Origin of the sequence: Janthinobacterium sp. SUN211 (genome assembly GCF_030587315.1) — a bacterium.
In the GTDB taxonomy this organism is placed as follows: Bacteria; Pseudomonadota; Gammaproteobacteria; order Burkholderiales; family Burkholderiaceae_D; genus Janthinobacterium; species Janthinobacterium kumbetense.
The window spans coordinates 650,955-663,550 of the sequence record NZ_JAPWIC010000003.1 but is presented as its reverse complement, the minus strand read 5'-3'; the positions used below and the strand labels follow the sequence as shown (position 1 = coordinate 663,550).

Genomic DNA, 12,596 nt, shown 5'->3' with positions numbered 1-12,596 from the left:
CTTTCAGTGAGGGAGGTCGGACGCGGGCTCATCGCCGTCGTCGGGCAGGTCGCCGATGTCGGCGGACAAGTCGTCCGCCAGGTCGGCGTCGGGCAACGTATCGCCGCTGACGGCCACCAGGCGCGCCGGCGCCCGCTTGAACACGTCAGCCAGGGCGCCGTTGATGATGCGCTCTTTCAAGACGTCCGTGTCCATCATCAGGTCCAGCAGCGGGCCTTCCAGGATGAAGTCGCCGCGCCGCTCGATGAAGCCCAGCTTGGCCAGCGTGCCCAGATTCATGTCCATGCGCGTCTTCTTGCCCAGCTTGTCGCCGAAGTCCGACAACAGGGCCTTGTAGGAAATGCCGATCGACGCATCTTCCGCGCGCGGCAGCGGTTTTTCCGTGCCAAACATGTCGTTCTGGTCGTCGTCCGCGTGCTGGTGCGTTTCCTGGCGTTCACGCTTGGGCAGGATGATCTGCGCCCACAGCACCACCAGCAAGGCCACGCCATCGCGGGCCAGGCCAAAGTTGTTGTTTTGCCACACGTCGCGCGCGCCGAAAATCTTCGGTTCGATGGTGCGCGTCAGTGCCAGGGTGACATGGTCGGCGTACACGTTGTCGAGCAGTTTCAAGCCGCAGGCCAGCAGGCGCGCATCGATCTCGGCGCGGAAAAGCTCGTCGGACAGCACGCGCTTGACGAGCTTGTCGTCGCGGCGCAGGGTTTGATGCGTGAGCAGGCGCGCAATCAGGATTTGGGAATCGTCATTCATCGGCGGTGCCGCTATCTAAATCAAGTGAAACATTCAGTGAAAGCGAGGCGATCGACATGGCCGCCACGTGGGGGTCGGTCAGTTGGACCATCTCGTCGGTCGGAGTAAAAGTGATCGGCAAACGGGCCAGTTCGGCCGTGGATCCCTGCAAGCTCGCTTCGGAGACGTCGCCCAGCAGCGGCAGCATGGAGGCGCGGTACGAGGCCACGGCAAAGCTGGCCGGCAACAGGGAATCCTGCACGGGCACCGATTTCGGCCCTTCTTCGCCGATGCTGGGGAAATTGCCCAGGCTGGCGAAGTTCGACAGGCGTTCGAGCAAGTCATCGAGTTCGAGTTGCATGGCGGGACCGTCGCTGATGGTGGTGGGCGCGTCCTCTCCGCTGGGCAGGCCCGTGTTGATGACACCCGCCGCCCGTTCGGACAGCAGTTCCGTTTCGGCCACGTCGATCATCTCGGCCGGCGTGGAGAACAGGGGCACGACAGGCTGGTCGATGGCGCCCTCGGCCAGGCTGGCCAGGTCGTCATGCAGCAAGAGCCAGCGCTTGATATCCGTGGTCGACAAGCCCGACTGGCCCAGGTGGACCCGCTGGCGCTCGATCTGGTTCAGGGCGCGCGAAAACATGCCTTGCATGTTCAGCAATTTACTTTGCGCGCGGCCGATCGCCTGCGCCGCCTTGTGCGTGGCGCTGTCCGCGTTTTCATCGGAGGTGATCGCCACGAGGATCTCGGAACCCTTCTCGACCCAGTCGCAAGCCATGTTCCACTTCGCTTGCGCCGTGCGCAGACGGAATTCGGAACCGGAGGCAATCGCGTCGGAAAATTCTTCCGTCAAGTCCACCAGGCGGCCCAGCAAATGCTGCAATTGCTCGACCGACACGCCACCGACGGCTTGCGCGCCCGCCACCTGCGACAGCAGAAAACCCATTTCCGCTTCATCTTCCGTCTGCCCCAGGCCCAGCAAGCTGTCGATGGCGGACAGCACATTGCGCGCCATCGGGGTCACGCGGTACACGCCCTGCTGCGCATCCCAGGCCAGCAACTGGTTCGAGCGCAGGCGCAGCAAGACCGTTTCCAGGCTTTCCGGCAACAGATATGCGAGTTTCGTATTGATATCGGCGCGCGTATAGGCGGACGTGGCCGCATCGGACGCGAGCTCGCGCAACACCAGCAGACGCACCAGCACGCCATCGAAACCGCCGTGGAACAGGGCCGTAAACACTTGCAGCAAGGGCTGCGCCCGCTTCAAGTGAAAAACTTGCTCAATTTCATCGGCCGAAATATTGGGCTGGAAATGCGCCTGCAAGGAATCGTGATGCTCTTGCTCTGTCTGATTTGCATCCGTAGCCACGGCTGCACTTGCCATTATATCAATCATTCTTTTCCGGATGAGTGTTCAGCGGGCGGCGCTGCGGGCTAACGCGGCGCTGCGGGGCGGGGGCGTCAGTATATCAGTTCTGACATGCAATTTAGCGCATGGGAGGGGGCGGTGCGGACATGGCGCAACACGGCAGGTGCGCCGTGCCGGGCCAGGACGATGAAATGGGGGGCCAAACACGGCATGCCTGGCCCCGAACCATTAGTGAACACTTACTTCCTGACGATCTTTTGCAAGGTTTGCTCGACGTAATCGCCGTCTTCATCGGCGAACGTCACCTTCACGGGATACCATTCCAGCGACGGCGCCAGCCACAGGTCCACTTGCTGGCCCTTCTTGTCCGGCGGCGGTGCCTTGACCAGGTGCACGGCTTCCACCAAACCCTGGCCGGTGGCGACCGTCTCCTGCTTGACGACCTTGAAGGTCCACGGTTCGGCGTCATGGCGGCCGGCAACGAAGAAGCTCCATTCCGAGCCGGGCGTGAATTTTTCCGGGGTAGCGCGCGCCACGCTGACCAGTTGCCAGACGGTACTGTTGCGGTCCTGCTCGCCGCCTTTCAGCGGATACGTTTCATCGCCTTCGCTGAAGACGATGCTCTTGCTGTCGCGCTTGAAGGTGGTCGTGGCCGCTTCCTTGCGGAAACGTTTTTCCACGAACTGCGCCGGCGCCAGGCCGTAATCGTCGACCGTGCCTTCGCTGCGCTGTTCCAGGATCTTGCCGAACAGGGCGGCCTTGGTTTCGGCCAGCAGCGAGTACTTGCCGTCGCCGGCGCGCCAGTTGCTGACCGATTCGCCGGACAACGCAATGCCGCGCTGTTTCGCCTTGATCGAATAGACGAGGTCGGCCGAAGGCGCCAGCTTGTACGGGCGCTTGATGACGGGATGGTCCACGGGCTCGTCCGCCGCCATGGCGGGCGTCAGGGTGGCCGCCAGCAGGCTGGCAGCCAGGACGCGTTTCAAGGTAGTCAAAGTAGTCATTTATTTTCCTGTTGATTCATTTACGGAGATCTTGGTCACGGTTTGCGTGGTCAGCGCCCCGTTCGCTTCGGTATTGCGTATTTGTACCGGATACCATTGCATGGACGGCGCCAGCCAGACATCGAGCTGCGACGAATACGTGCCGGGCTTCGGCGGCCGGTGCAGATGCCACGTCACCAGGCGGCCCATTTTCGTGTCCAGTTCTTCCTCGCCCACCAGGTGGAAGCGGAACACGGTCGCTTCCTTTTCCTCGCCGACGAGAATGTCGATATTGCCCACCAGCTGGTTGACGTCGGCACGGCCGATGGCGGCCAGCTGGAACGGCACGGTGGCCTTGTCCTGCGCCCCTTCCTGCCATGGCGCCGTGGCCGTCGTGGCCGAGAACGTGATGCTCTTGGCGTCGCGGTTGAAATGCGTGGCCGTTTGCGCGCGGCCCTTGCGTTTCTCCGTGGCCGTGACGGGCACGATGCCGCTGCCATCGATCCGGCCCTCGCTCGTCAGCACCAGCAGGTTGATGCGCGTGATCAGCATGCTCAAGCCCACTTCCAGTTTCAGCTGATACGTGTCGCCCCGGTTTTCCCACGCCATCGCGGCCACGCCCTGCCACTTGGTGCCGTCCGCATCGCGCCGGTCCACATGCAGGTCGAACTGGGCCGAAGCGGGCGCGTTCGTCTTGTAGTGGCGTGCCTGCTCGACGGGCGGTGGCGGCGGTTCGCTGGCCGGCGCGGGCGCGGCGGCCACGGCGGGCGCCGGCGCCGTGATGGCCGGAGCCGCCACGGCGGCCGGCTCGCTCGTGGCCGGGCCTTCCGGCACGTCGCTGACGGGCGCCGTCAACTGCGGCGTTTCGCTCGACGCCAGCTCCGTCGGCGGCGGTGGTGGCGGCGGCCTGGGCTTGGGCACTGGCCGCAGTTCGGGCGGCGGCAGCGGCACCACCGGCAGGGGTTTGGGCGGCTCGGCGATCAAGGCCATGCTGACCATCTGCGCATGATTCTGTCCCAGCGGCACCATGCTGGCGCGCGAGGTGAGCCATTCCAACGCCACGTAATGCAGTACGCCGATGACCGCGACAAAGATGACGGTGCGGCGGCGCGGTGGCGAAAAGAAGGAGTCAGGCATCATAGGCCGTAGTGTAACGCTTCCGCCCCGCTTCCCGCTTCTTGCCCGTGCTCAACTCTTAATGTTTTATGTAAGAAAATGTTGGCGGCATTGCGTCAGTTGCAAGCCGATATCTGCTACGCTAAGGCTATCCACCTACCAGGAGATTTCGCATGGCAAACCCGCAAATGCCCCAAATGCCGGGCGCAGCAGTTGTGACCGATACGCTCGACTTCGTCAAAAACCTGTGGGGCAGCATGAGCGTGCCCGGCATGGGCATGCCTGGCATCACGGCGCCCACCATGTCGGTGGAAGAGCTGGACAAGAAAATCAATGACTTGAAGGCCGTCGAAGCATGGCTGAACCTCAACACCAGCATGCTGCGCGGCAGTATCCAGGCGCTGGAAGTGCAGCGCGGCACCATCGCCACCTTGAAATCGATGGGCGCGTCCCTGGCGGCAGCCATCACCCAGCCCGGCGCCAGCGAAAAATCCGTGTTTGAATCGGTGCCCTACGCTTCCGCGTTTTTCCAGCAAGCCACACCTGCGGCGCCTGAACCGAAACCGGCGCCTGCGCCCGCCGATGCCGGCAGCCAGGCCGGAGCCCAGCTGGCCAATCCAAGTGCCTGGTGGAATTTGTTACAAGATCAGTTCACGCAGGCCGTCTCGACAGCGATGTCGCCCGACGCCGCCAGCACGGCAGCGGCCAGCTTTGGCGGCGTGAGCAAAGCCAAGCCAGCGGCCAGCAAGCCGGCCAAACCTGCCGAAGCAGGCACGGCAGCCAAGGCCAAGGCCCCGCTGCGCAAGGCGCCCGCAAAACGCGCAGCACCCAAGGCCAAAGCACCAGGCAAGGCCTGATGTTTCAAGCCGGCAATATGATCAGGCGATACGATGAATGCGGATCGCCTCGATCATGTTGTCGGCCTGGCGTTTTACGTCACCGATCGTGATCAGGCCTTCGTCGGCCAGCGCCTTGGCGTGCTCGTACGAAGACTGGAATGTTTCCAGCGTGTCTCCCTTGGCGGCGACCGGGCGTACCCAGGCAACGGCGCCGACCTTCATTTTTTTGTATACTTCATTGACCACATCACGCATAGTTTCTTCCTTATTGTTGTAAAGCAACTCAAGCACGGGCGAACCCACGCTGGCCCCTAGTTTATCATCCGGCACGCTCACGCACGGCTTTTCCCCCTTTTTCCGCTGCCGGCGGCGCATTTTCCGGCGCCGCGACGGCGTCTTCCGGCCCGGGCGGCGGCGTCAGCTGCACCAGTTGCTCCATCAATTGCGCGAAGCGCTGCTGCCCTGGTGCAATTTTGTCCACATACAACAACACTTCCATGGCTTCAGCCGCCAAATCGGCCTGAAACCCGCGCTGCTGCAGGAAGGAAACGATGATTTGCGCGGAATTGAACAGGATGCGCAAGTTGTTCGGCAGTTTTTCGCGCGCCGCGCGCATCCAGGCGACCGCTTCGTTGAGCTTGTCCGTCTTCCACAGCAGCACGCCCTTGTTCATCAGGTCCGACGCTTCCTTGCGCGAGGCGATGATCAGGCTCGTGCCTTCATCGCCCATCTTCGCCTTGTCGAAAATCTTTTGCACTTCGTCCTGCACCACCTGGTTGTCGTGGTTGTTCTTCACCACGTAGCACAGCAGGCCGGCCGGCGCATCCTTCACGCCGACGGCGAACAGCAGGGTCGCCAGTTCCATGCAGATGGCTTTCTCGGGCCGCGCCGGGTCTTCCAGCAGCATGGCTTCGAGCTCGTCGCCGCACTTGCGCGCACGCCGGTAATCGCCCGTTTCGTGGTGCACCATGCCTTCCGTGATCTTCGCGCGCAAGCCGATCTGTTCGGGCGAGAATTCGCGCTGCGCCAGCAGCAGCCATTGCAGCGCCTCCTTCGCATCCTTCTTCAGGCCGCACACGCGCGCCAGTCCCAGGTAGGCGTCCGGCGTCTTCATGACGGAAAACTCGCCGATGGAAATACACTTGCGAAAAGCCTTTTCCGCCATGCTGACATTGCCCACTTTCAGGGCCGCCAGTCCCAGGTTGCGCTGGCGCGGCACGGAATTGGGCGACAGGCGCGCCGCCTTTTCCAGCACGCCGCACGCTTCCTCGTGCTGGCCCATCAGCTGGTAGGCGACGGCCATCTGGTCGTAGGCGTCGATGTAATACTTGTTTTCGACGATCACGCCCTGGAAGATCTGCCGCGCCGCCTCGTGTTCGCCGTTATTCATGCGTATCTTGCCCAGGCCCGCCTTGGCCCAGCTGTAATCGCGCTCGGCCAGCACTTTTTCATACACGGCGCGGGCTTTTTCCGGCTCGCCGCTTTTCAGCAGCAAACTGGCCTTCATGCGCAGCAATTCCAGCTCGTGCAGCTTGTTGACCTCGATCTGCGCGTCGCACAGCTTGGCCGCGCGCAGATAATCCTTTTCCATGCAAGCCTGGTCGATTTCGCGGAACACCTGCTTCTTGTGCCACACGCGGTTCAGCCGCGTCAGCAGCACGCCTTCCGTGATCGGCTTGATCAGGTAGGCGTCGGGCTGGTGCTCGGCCGCGCCCATCACGGATTCCACGCTTTTCTCGGCCGACACCATCAGCCACACGCTCGATGGCGCCGTCAGGTTGCGCACGCGCGTCTCTTCCAGCACTTGCTGGCCATTCTTGCCTTCGCCCAGGTTGTAATCGCACAGCACCACGTCGTAGCGCGTCTTGGCCAGCAGCTTCATGGCTTCGCCGCCGCTGGCCGCCTGGTCGATATGGCGCGCGCCCAGGTTGCGCAGCGATTCGCGCAGCAGGATGCGGATGCCGATGAAATCGTCGACCAGCAGATAATGTTTGTCGGCCCAGTCGGTGCTGCCCGCTTCGGCGGCGGTGGCGTGGCTGTCTGTCGTCATGGATTCCTCGTTCAGGGCAGGCGCAGGATGAAACAGCCGCCGCCCAGGGCGCCGCCATTTTCCAGGGCGATGCTGCCGCTGCTGCCCCGGTGCTTGTGCATCTTTGCCACTTCGCTGGAAAAATACAGGCCCAGTCCCGTGCTGTTGGTGGAAAAATTCACGCCGGCGGCCATGCCATCCATGGCCGCGCTGCCCGCGTCCAGCAAAGCCTGGGTATAGCCGTCGCCATTGTCTTCCACGCGCAGCTCCAGCATGTCGTCGTGCTCCCGCACGGACAGGCGAATCGTGTCTTTCGTGTAGCGGATGGCGTTGTTGATGGCATGCGCGAGCACGCCGATGACCAGGTCTTCATCGAGGGTCCAGATCAGTTCCGGCGGACAGGCCGTCTCCAGCTGGATGCCTTTCGAGGCCAGCAGGATCTTTTCCTGATCCACCACCTGGTCGATGACCTGGCTCACCAGTTGCGGCTGCACGTCGAAGGGGTAGCCGGGCTTGCCCACTTCCTTGTACAGGGCCAGCAGCTGGATCAGGTTATCGTTGAGGCGCTTGGTCTGGTACAGCATCTGCGCCATCTGCAGGTAGGCGGGGTCGGCCTGGGGCGCGGGCTTGGCCTGCTCGGCCGCCAGCAGCGACTCCAAGGTGCCGCTGACAACGCTGATCGAGTTTTTCATGTCGTGCACGGTCGACGCCAGGAACAGGAAAAGCTCGGGCGAGCTGTGTTGATCTTCCACCGGATATCTCCTTGGGGGCCGCGGCTTGAATATTGCCAAGGATAAATTATACCGCCAGCCTGCGGGCGCCTGCCAGCCAGGCGCAAAGTCCGTGACATGACGCAACAATGCCGCCCCCGCAGGCGCAGGGGCGGCATCGGCTTGACAAGGCGGCAAGATCAGCGGCGCGCGCCCGCCAGGCGTCTGACCACGACGATCATGCGGTCGATTTCCTCATACGTGTTGTAGAAGGCGAACGAAGGGCGCACGGTCGCTTCCACGCCGAAGCGGCGCAGAATCGGCTGGGCGCAGTGGTGGCCCGAGCGCACGGCGATACCCTCGTCATTGAGGGCGCGCCCCACTTCCGCCGGCTCGTAACCGGCCAGCACGAACGAGGCCACGCTGGCCTTGTCCAGCGCCGTGCCGATCAGGCGCACGCCGGCAATCGCCTCCAGCTGATGCGTCGCGTATGCCAGCAGCGCGTGCTCGTAGGCGGCGATGTTGTCCAGGCCGATGCGCTGCACGTAGTCGATGGCCGCACCCAGGCCCACGGCATCGGCGATATTGCCCGTGCCCGCCTCGAAACGGTTCGGCACGCCCTGGTAGACGGTGCGCTCGAACGTGACGTCGGCGATCATGTTGCCGCCGCCCTGCCACGGTGGCAATTGCTCCAGCAAGTCCGCCTTGCCATACACGGCGCCGATGCCCGTCGGACCGAATACCTTGTGCCCCGAGAAGACATAAAAATCCGCGCCCAGCGCCTGCACGTCCACGCGCAGGTGCGACACGGCTTGCGCCCCGTCGACCAGCACGCGCACGCCGGCCGCATGCGCGAGCGCGATGATCTGCGCCACGGGCGTCACCGTCCCCAGCGCATTCGACACCTGCGTCACGGACACCAGCTTGGTGCGCCCGTTGAGCAGCTTGCGGAATTCATCAAGGAGGATCTGTCCGCTGTCGTCGACGGGAATCACGCGCAATGTCGCGCCCTTCTCGGCCGCCAGCTGCTGCCACGGCACGATATTGGCGTGGTGTTCGAGCTGCGAGACGATGATCTCGTCGCCGCTGCCGATGTACTTGCGCCCGAAGGTATTGGCAATCAAATTGATACCTTCCGTGGCGCCCCGCACGAAGATGATTTCATTGGCCGAGGCGGCGCCCAGAAAATTCGCGACCTTGGCGCGTGCCGCTTCATACGCATCGCTGGCGCGCGCCGCCAGCGCGTGCGCCGCGCGGTGGATGTTCGAATTTTCGTGCGCATAGAAATACGACACGCGGTCGATCACCGACTGCGGCTTGTGCGTGGTGGCCGCATTGTCGAACCAGGCCAGCGGCTTGCCATTGACCCGCTCGGCCAGCACGGGAAAATCGCGCCGTACGGCGTGCACATCGAACGGCGCCGGCGTCTGGTGCTGGCCAGGCGTCGTCGCCGAGGGCAGCTCGGTCTGGAAATAGAAGGCGGGCTGGCCACTGGCTGGCGAGACGGGCAGCTGGCGCGCGGGCGCCTTCTGCGGCGTGGCAAACAGGCCCCGCACATCGTCGGGCGCCACCTGCCCTTGCCCCTGCCGCGCCAGGCCATCGAGGCCATTGCCCGACGCGGGATAACCATGCGCGCCACCGATAAAATAATACGGCGACGGTGCAGCCGGCGCATTGATCGCCGACAAGCGCGGCGTCGGTACGGACGCGGGGGCCGGCGCAATGGGCGCTTCCAGGGGCGCCGTCACGGGCGGCACCTGCGCCGTCGCCACGCCGGGAGCGATGGCGGCGAACGCAGGACCGGGCTGCGGCGGCGGACGGTTCGCATAGCGGGGCACCGCATCGAGCACGCTGCCGGAACCACCGAGGCTGGGAGACTTGTCCAAGCCCGGCAGGCGCGCAAAAAACTCGCCCGCCAGGCGGTTCAAGGTCGCTTCGTCGGGTAAAAACGGGACGGCAGGCAAACCCGCCGCGCCATCACTTGTAGGTGTCTGGGTAGTCATGGTATTTACCGATCTCCACGTCTTCCAGTACGGCCAGCGCATCATCGGTCAGCACGGCCAGCGAGCAATACAGCGAAATCAGGTAGGACGAAATCGCGTGGCGGTTGATGCCCATGAAGCGCACGGACAGGCCCGGGCTTTGCTCGCCCGCCAGGCCAGGCTGGAACAGGCCGATCACGCCTTGCCGCTGTTCACCCGCGCGCAGCAGGATGATCTTCGTCTTGCCGTCTTCGATGGGCAGTTTGTCGGACGGCACCAGCGGCACGCCGCGCCACGTGAGGAACTGGGAACCGAACAGGCTGACGGTCGGTGGCGGCACGCCGCGGCGCGTGCATTCGCGGCCGAAGGCGGCAATCGCCAGCGGGTGCGCGAGGAAGAAGCCCGGCTCCTTCCACACTTTCGTCAGCAGTTCGTCGAGGTCGTCCGGCGTGGGCGCGCCCGTCAGGGTAAAGATGCGCTGGTCGTCGTGCACGCTGGCCAGCAGGCCGTAGTCGGGATTGTTGATCAATTCGCTTTCCTGGCGCTCCTTGATCGTTTCGATGGTCAGGCGCAGCTGCTCCTTGATCTGGTCGTGCGGACTGCTATACAGGTCCGACACGCGCGTGTGCACGTCGAGCACCGTGCTGACGGCATTGAGGAAGTATTCGCGCGGCTGGTCGTCGTAGTCGACGAAGGTTTGCGGCAGTTCCGACTCGTCGCGCTGCGAGCAGGCGACGCGCACGTCCTTCGGATTTTTCACGCGGTTCAGGCGGTAGATACCCGCTTCCACGGGCAGCCATTGCAGCAGGTGCACGAGCCAGCGCGGCGTGATCGTGGACAGCTGGGGGACGCTCTTGCTTGCATTGGCCAGCTGGCGCGCGGCGTTGTCGCCCAGCGCGAACTGGCTATCGGGGGTTGCTTCGGCCATCTACGACTCCTAATGAGAAAAGTGAATATGCTTATTTGAAAAACAAATAAAGTATCAAGCGTCTCCCCTGATCTCTCAACATGCTATCGCCATCAACGCGACGTTTTAATGCACCCGCCTTAATCCACCAATTCCGGCTCGCAGCGCGCCATCAAGCCCGCCAGGCCGATGCCCAGCGCGCCGGCCAGTTTTTCCACCGTCAGCAGCGACGGCGTGGCGGCGCCCCGTTCGATTTCGCCGATGAACGAGCGGTTCAAGTCGGCCGCTTCGGCCAGGCGCTCCTGCGACCAGCCATGCCCTTCGCGCAACTGGCGCACGGCCAGTCCAAACTGTTTGATCAACATGCTGTCCTCATGGGTGATGGGCAAAAGCGGGGTGGGATGGCGCTGGCAACTCCGGCGCCTCCTGCTGGTTATGCGCTTGCGTGACATGGCTGCCGGGCGCCACGCTGCGGGTCAGCCAGACATTGCCGCCGATGACGGAGCCCTGGCCGATGGTCACCCGTCCCAGGATCGTCGCGCCCGCGTAGATGACCACGTCGTCCTGCACGATGGGGTGGCGCGCCAGCCCCTTTTTCAGCACGCCGTCGGCGCCGGCGGGAAAGCGCTTGGCGCCCAGGGTGACGGCTTGATAGATGCGTACCCGTTCGCCGATGATGGCAGTCTCGCCGATCACCACGCCCGTGCCATGGTCGATGAAAAAGCTGCTGCCGATGATGGCGCCCGGGTGGATGTCGATGCCCGTCTGCGAATGGGCCACTTCGGCGATGATGCGCGCCACCAGCGGCGCGCCCAGTGCATACAAGGTGTGCGCCAGGCGGTAATGGATGATGGCCAGGATGCCCGGATAGCACAGCAGCACTTCGTCGACGCTGTGCGCAGCCGGGTCGCCATGGAAGGCGGCCGCCACATCCGTGTCGAGCTGGGCACGGATGCGCGGCAGCGCGCGGGCGAAGCGCTGCACGATGGCCAGCGCCTGCTGTTCGATGGACACCGTCTGCTGCAAGCCATGCTGGCGCGCGTGGTAACTGAGTTCGCGCCGCACCTGTTCGTGCAAGCCCGTCAGGGTCGTGTCGAGCGTGTGGCCGACAAAGAAATCCTCGCTCTCCTGCTGCAGGTCGAGGGGCCCCAGGCGCATGGGGAACAGGGCCGCGCACAGGGCCTTGATGATGTCGTGCAAATGCTGGCGCGACGGGAATTCGCGCGCGCCGCACTCCTGGTTGCTGGCCAATCCTTCGCGCCACTGCTCGCGCACGGCGCGCAATTCATCGACGATCTGGCGCAATTCCCACTGCGGCTGCGCGGCTAGGGAGGCGGGGGGGATGGCTCGCTGGTTCATGGTGATCCTGAAGGGAGATTTAATCTTGCAGCCAGGGCAGCGCATGCCAGCGCCAGCCGCCGCTGTGGCCGCGCTGCTGCTGCTCGTCGAGGTCGCCCTCGAAGCCTTGCGCGATATTGAAGACGTGCGTGAAGCCCGCCTTGGCCGCCGCTTCGGCAGCTGCGGCCGAGCGCTTGCCGCTGCGGCACAGCAGCACCACGACGGCGTCCTTGCCGCCCACTTTCGCTTCCAGTTCGCGCGTAAAGCGGGGATTGCGGTTCATGGACGTGCCGGTCGCCCACGCCACGTGCAGCGAGGCGGGCACGTAGCCGACGAAGGTGCGTTCTTCATTCGTGCGCACGTCGACCAGCACGGCTTTGCCGGCCTGCACCAGCTGCCATGCATCCTGCGCACTGACGATGCCCGCATACGGCAAGCCTTGCGCCTGCGCCTGGGTGCGCGCGAGATTGAGCACTTCGTCAAACGCCGCCTCGCCGTGCGCGGCGCGGGGATCGAAAATCAGTTCTGCAGCAGCCATCTTTCCACCTCTTTATTCCGTCGTCAAAAACCAGCACGAGTCCACTGTAGCGAACT

At 63.9% G+C, this 12,596-nt stretch carries 13 protein-coding genes; 1 reads left to right on the top strand and 12 read right to left on the bottom strand.

What is annotated here, in order from left to right; genetic code table 11:
- Positions 1-3: 3 nt before the first annotated feature.
- The 4 genes from O3301_RS14290 to O3301_RS14275 form a co-directional block, all read right to left on the bottom strand.
- Positions 4-750: a hypothetical protein gene (locus O3301_RS14290; RefSeq protein ID WP_077399077.1), complete on the bottom strand. Its 747-nt coding sequence runs from the start codon at positions 748-750 to the stop codon at positions 4-6.
- Complete coding sequence (locus O3301_RS14285) at positions 743-2,113, bottom strand: hypothetical protein (protein ID WP_092608970.1); 1,371 nt, start codon at positions 2,111-2,113, stop codon at positions 743-745. The genes O3301_RS14290 and O3301_RS14285 overlap by 8 nt, the downstream gene beginning before the upstream one ends.
- 224 nt (positions 2,114-2,337) lie before the next feature.
- Positions 2,338-3,102: a DUF3108 domain-containing protein gene (locus O3301_RS14280; protein ID WP_099665640.1), complete on the bottom strand. Its 765-nt coding sequence runs from the start codon at positions 3,100-3,102 to the stop codon at positions 2,338-2,340.
- Positions 3,103-4,221: a DUF3108 domain-containing protein gene (locus tag O3301_RS14275; RefSeq protein ID WP_305056678.1), complete on the bottom strand. Its 1,119-nt coding sequence runs from the start codon at positions 4,219-4,221 to the stop codon at positions 3,103-3,105.
- A gap of 149 nt (positions 4,222-4,370) precedes the next feature.
- Between O3301_RS14275 and O3301_RS14270 the strand changes: the two genes are divergently transcribed.
- A complete protein-coding gene (locus O3301_RS14270) occupies positions 4,371-5,054 on the top strand; it encodes a PhaM family polyhydroxyalkanoate granule multifunctional regulatory protein (protein WP_305056677.1) in 684 nt (227 codons plus the stop codon).
- A 21-nt stretch (positions 5,055-5,075) separates the two neighbouring features.
- Here the strand turns inward: O3301_RS14270 and O3301_RS14265 are convergent, their stop codons facing one another.
- The 8 genes from O3301_RS14265 to O3301_RS14230 form a co-directional block, all read right to left on the bottom strand.
- Complete coding sequence (locus O3301_RS14265; RefSeq protein ID WP_077399068.1) at positions 5,076-5,291, bottom strand: hypothetical protein; 216 nt, start codon at positions 5,289-5,291, stop codon at positions 5,076-5,078.
- A gap of 64 nt (positions 5,292-5,355) precedes the next feature.
- Entirely contained in the window at positions 5,356-7,086 is a 1,731-nt protein-coding gene (locus O3301_RS14260; protein ID WP_099665642.1) for a response regulator, read from the bottom strand.
- An 11-nt stretch (positions 7,087-7,097) separates the two neighbouring features.
- Positions 7,098-7,817 (bottom strand): sensor histidine kinase KdpD, encoded by a 720-nt coding sequence (locus O3301_RS14255; protein WP_289905682.1) that lies wholly within the window; start codon positions 7,815-7,817, stop codon positions 7,098-7,100.
- 158 nt (positions 7,818-7,975) lie between these two features.
- Positions 7,976-9,778: a family 2A encapsulin nanocompartment cargo protein cysteine desulfurase gene (locus O3301_RS14250; RefSeq protein ID WP_305056676.1), complete on the bottom strand. Its 1,803-nt coding sequence runs from the start codon at positions 9,776-9,778 to the stop codon at positions 7,976-7,978.
- Positions 9,753-10,685 (bottom strand): family 2A encapsulin nanocompartment shell protein, encoded by a 933-nt coding sequence (locus tag O3301_RS14245; RefSeq protein WP_071325557.1) that lies wholly within the window; start codon positions 10,683-10,685, stop codon positions 9,753-9,755. Before O3301_RS14245 ends, O3301_RS14250 begins: the two co-directional genes overlap by 26 nt.
- 119 nt (positions 10,686-10,804) lie before the next feature.
- The gene (locus O3301_RS14240) at positions 10,805-11,029 is read right to left on the bottom strand and encodes a helix-turn-helix domain-containing protein (RefSeq protein ID WP_034784364.1); all 225 of its coding nucleotides are present in this window, start codon (positions 11,027-11,029) and stop codon (positions 10,805-10,807) included.
- A gap of 7 nt (positions 11,030-11,036) precedes the next feature.
- Positions 11,037-12,023 (bottom strand): serine O-acetyltransferase EpsC, encoded by a 987-nt coding sequence (gene epsC, locus O3301_RS14235; protein WP_070305407.1) that lies wholly within the window; start codon positions 12,021-12,023, stop codon positions 11,037-11,039.
- Between the two features lie 19 nt (positions 12,024-12,042).
- A complete protein-coding gene (locus O3301_RS14230; protein ID WP_251349313.1) occupies positions 12,043-12,540 on the bottom strand; it encodes a rhodanese-like domain-containing protein in 498 nt (165 codons plus the stop codon).
- Positions 12,541-12,596: the final 56 nt, after the last annotated feature.

Coding starts and splice junctions, on each gene's coding strand:
- O3301_RS14290 (WP_077399077.1), bottom strand. CDS start 750: ATGAATGACGATTCCCAAATCCTGATTGCGCGCCTGCTCACGCATCAA.
- O3301_RS14285 (WP_092608970.1), bottom strand. CDS start 2,113: ATGGCAAGTGCAGCCGTGGCTACGGATGCAAATCAGACAGAGCAAGAG.
- O3301_RS14280 (WP_099665640.1), bottom strand. CDS start 3,102: ATGACTACTTTGACTACCTTGAAACGCGTCCTGGCTGCCAGCCTGCTG.
- O3301_RS14275 (WP_305056678.1), bottom strand. CDS start 4,221: ATGATGCCTGACTCCTTCTTTTCGCCACCGCGCCGCCGCACCGTCATC.
- O3301_RS14270 (WP_305056677.1), top strand. CDS start 4,371: ATGGCAAACCCGCAAATGCCCCAAATGCCGGGCGCAGCAGTTGTGACC.
- O3301_RS14265 (WP_077399068.1), bottom strand. CDS start 5,291: ATGCGTGATGTGGTCAATGAAGTATACAAAAAAATGAAGGTCGGCGCC.
- O3301_RS14260 (WP_099665642.1), bottom strand. CDS start 7,086: ATGACGACAGACAGCCACGCCACCGCCGCCGAAGCGGGCAGCACCGAC.
- O3301_RS14250 (WP_305056676.1), bottom strand. CDS start 9,778: ATGACTACCCAGACACCTACAAGTGATGGCGCGGCGGGTTTGCCTGCC.
- O3301_RS14245 (WP_071325557.1), bottom strand. CDS start 10,685: ATGGCCGAAGCAACCCCCGATAGCCAGTTCGCGCTGGGCGACAACGCC.
- O3301_RS14240 (WP_034784364.1), bottom strand. CDS start 11,029: ATGTTGATCAAACAGTTTGGACTGGCCGTGCGCCAGTTGCGCGAAGGG.
- epsC (WP_070305407.1), bottom strand. CDS start 12,023: ATGAACCAGCGAGCCATCCCCCCCGCCTCCCTAGCCGCGCAGCCGCAG.
- O3301_RS14230 (WP_251349313.1), bottom strand. CDS start 12,540: ATGGCTGCTGCAGAACTGATTTTCGATCCCCGCGCCGCGCACGGCGAG.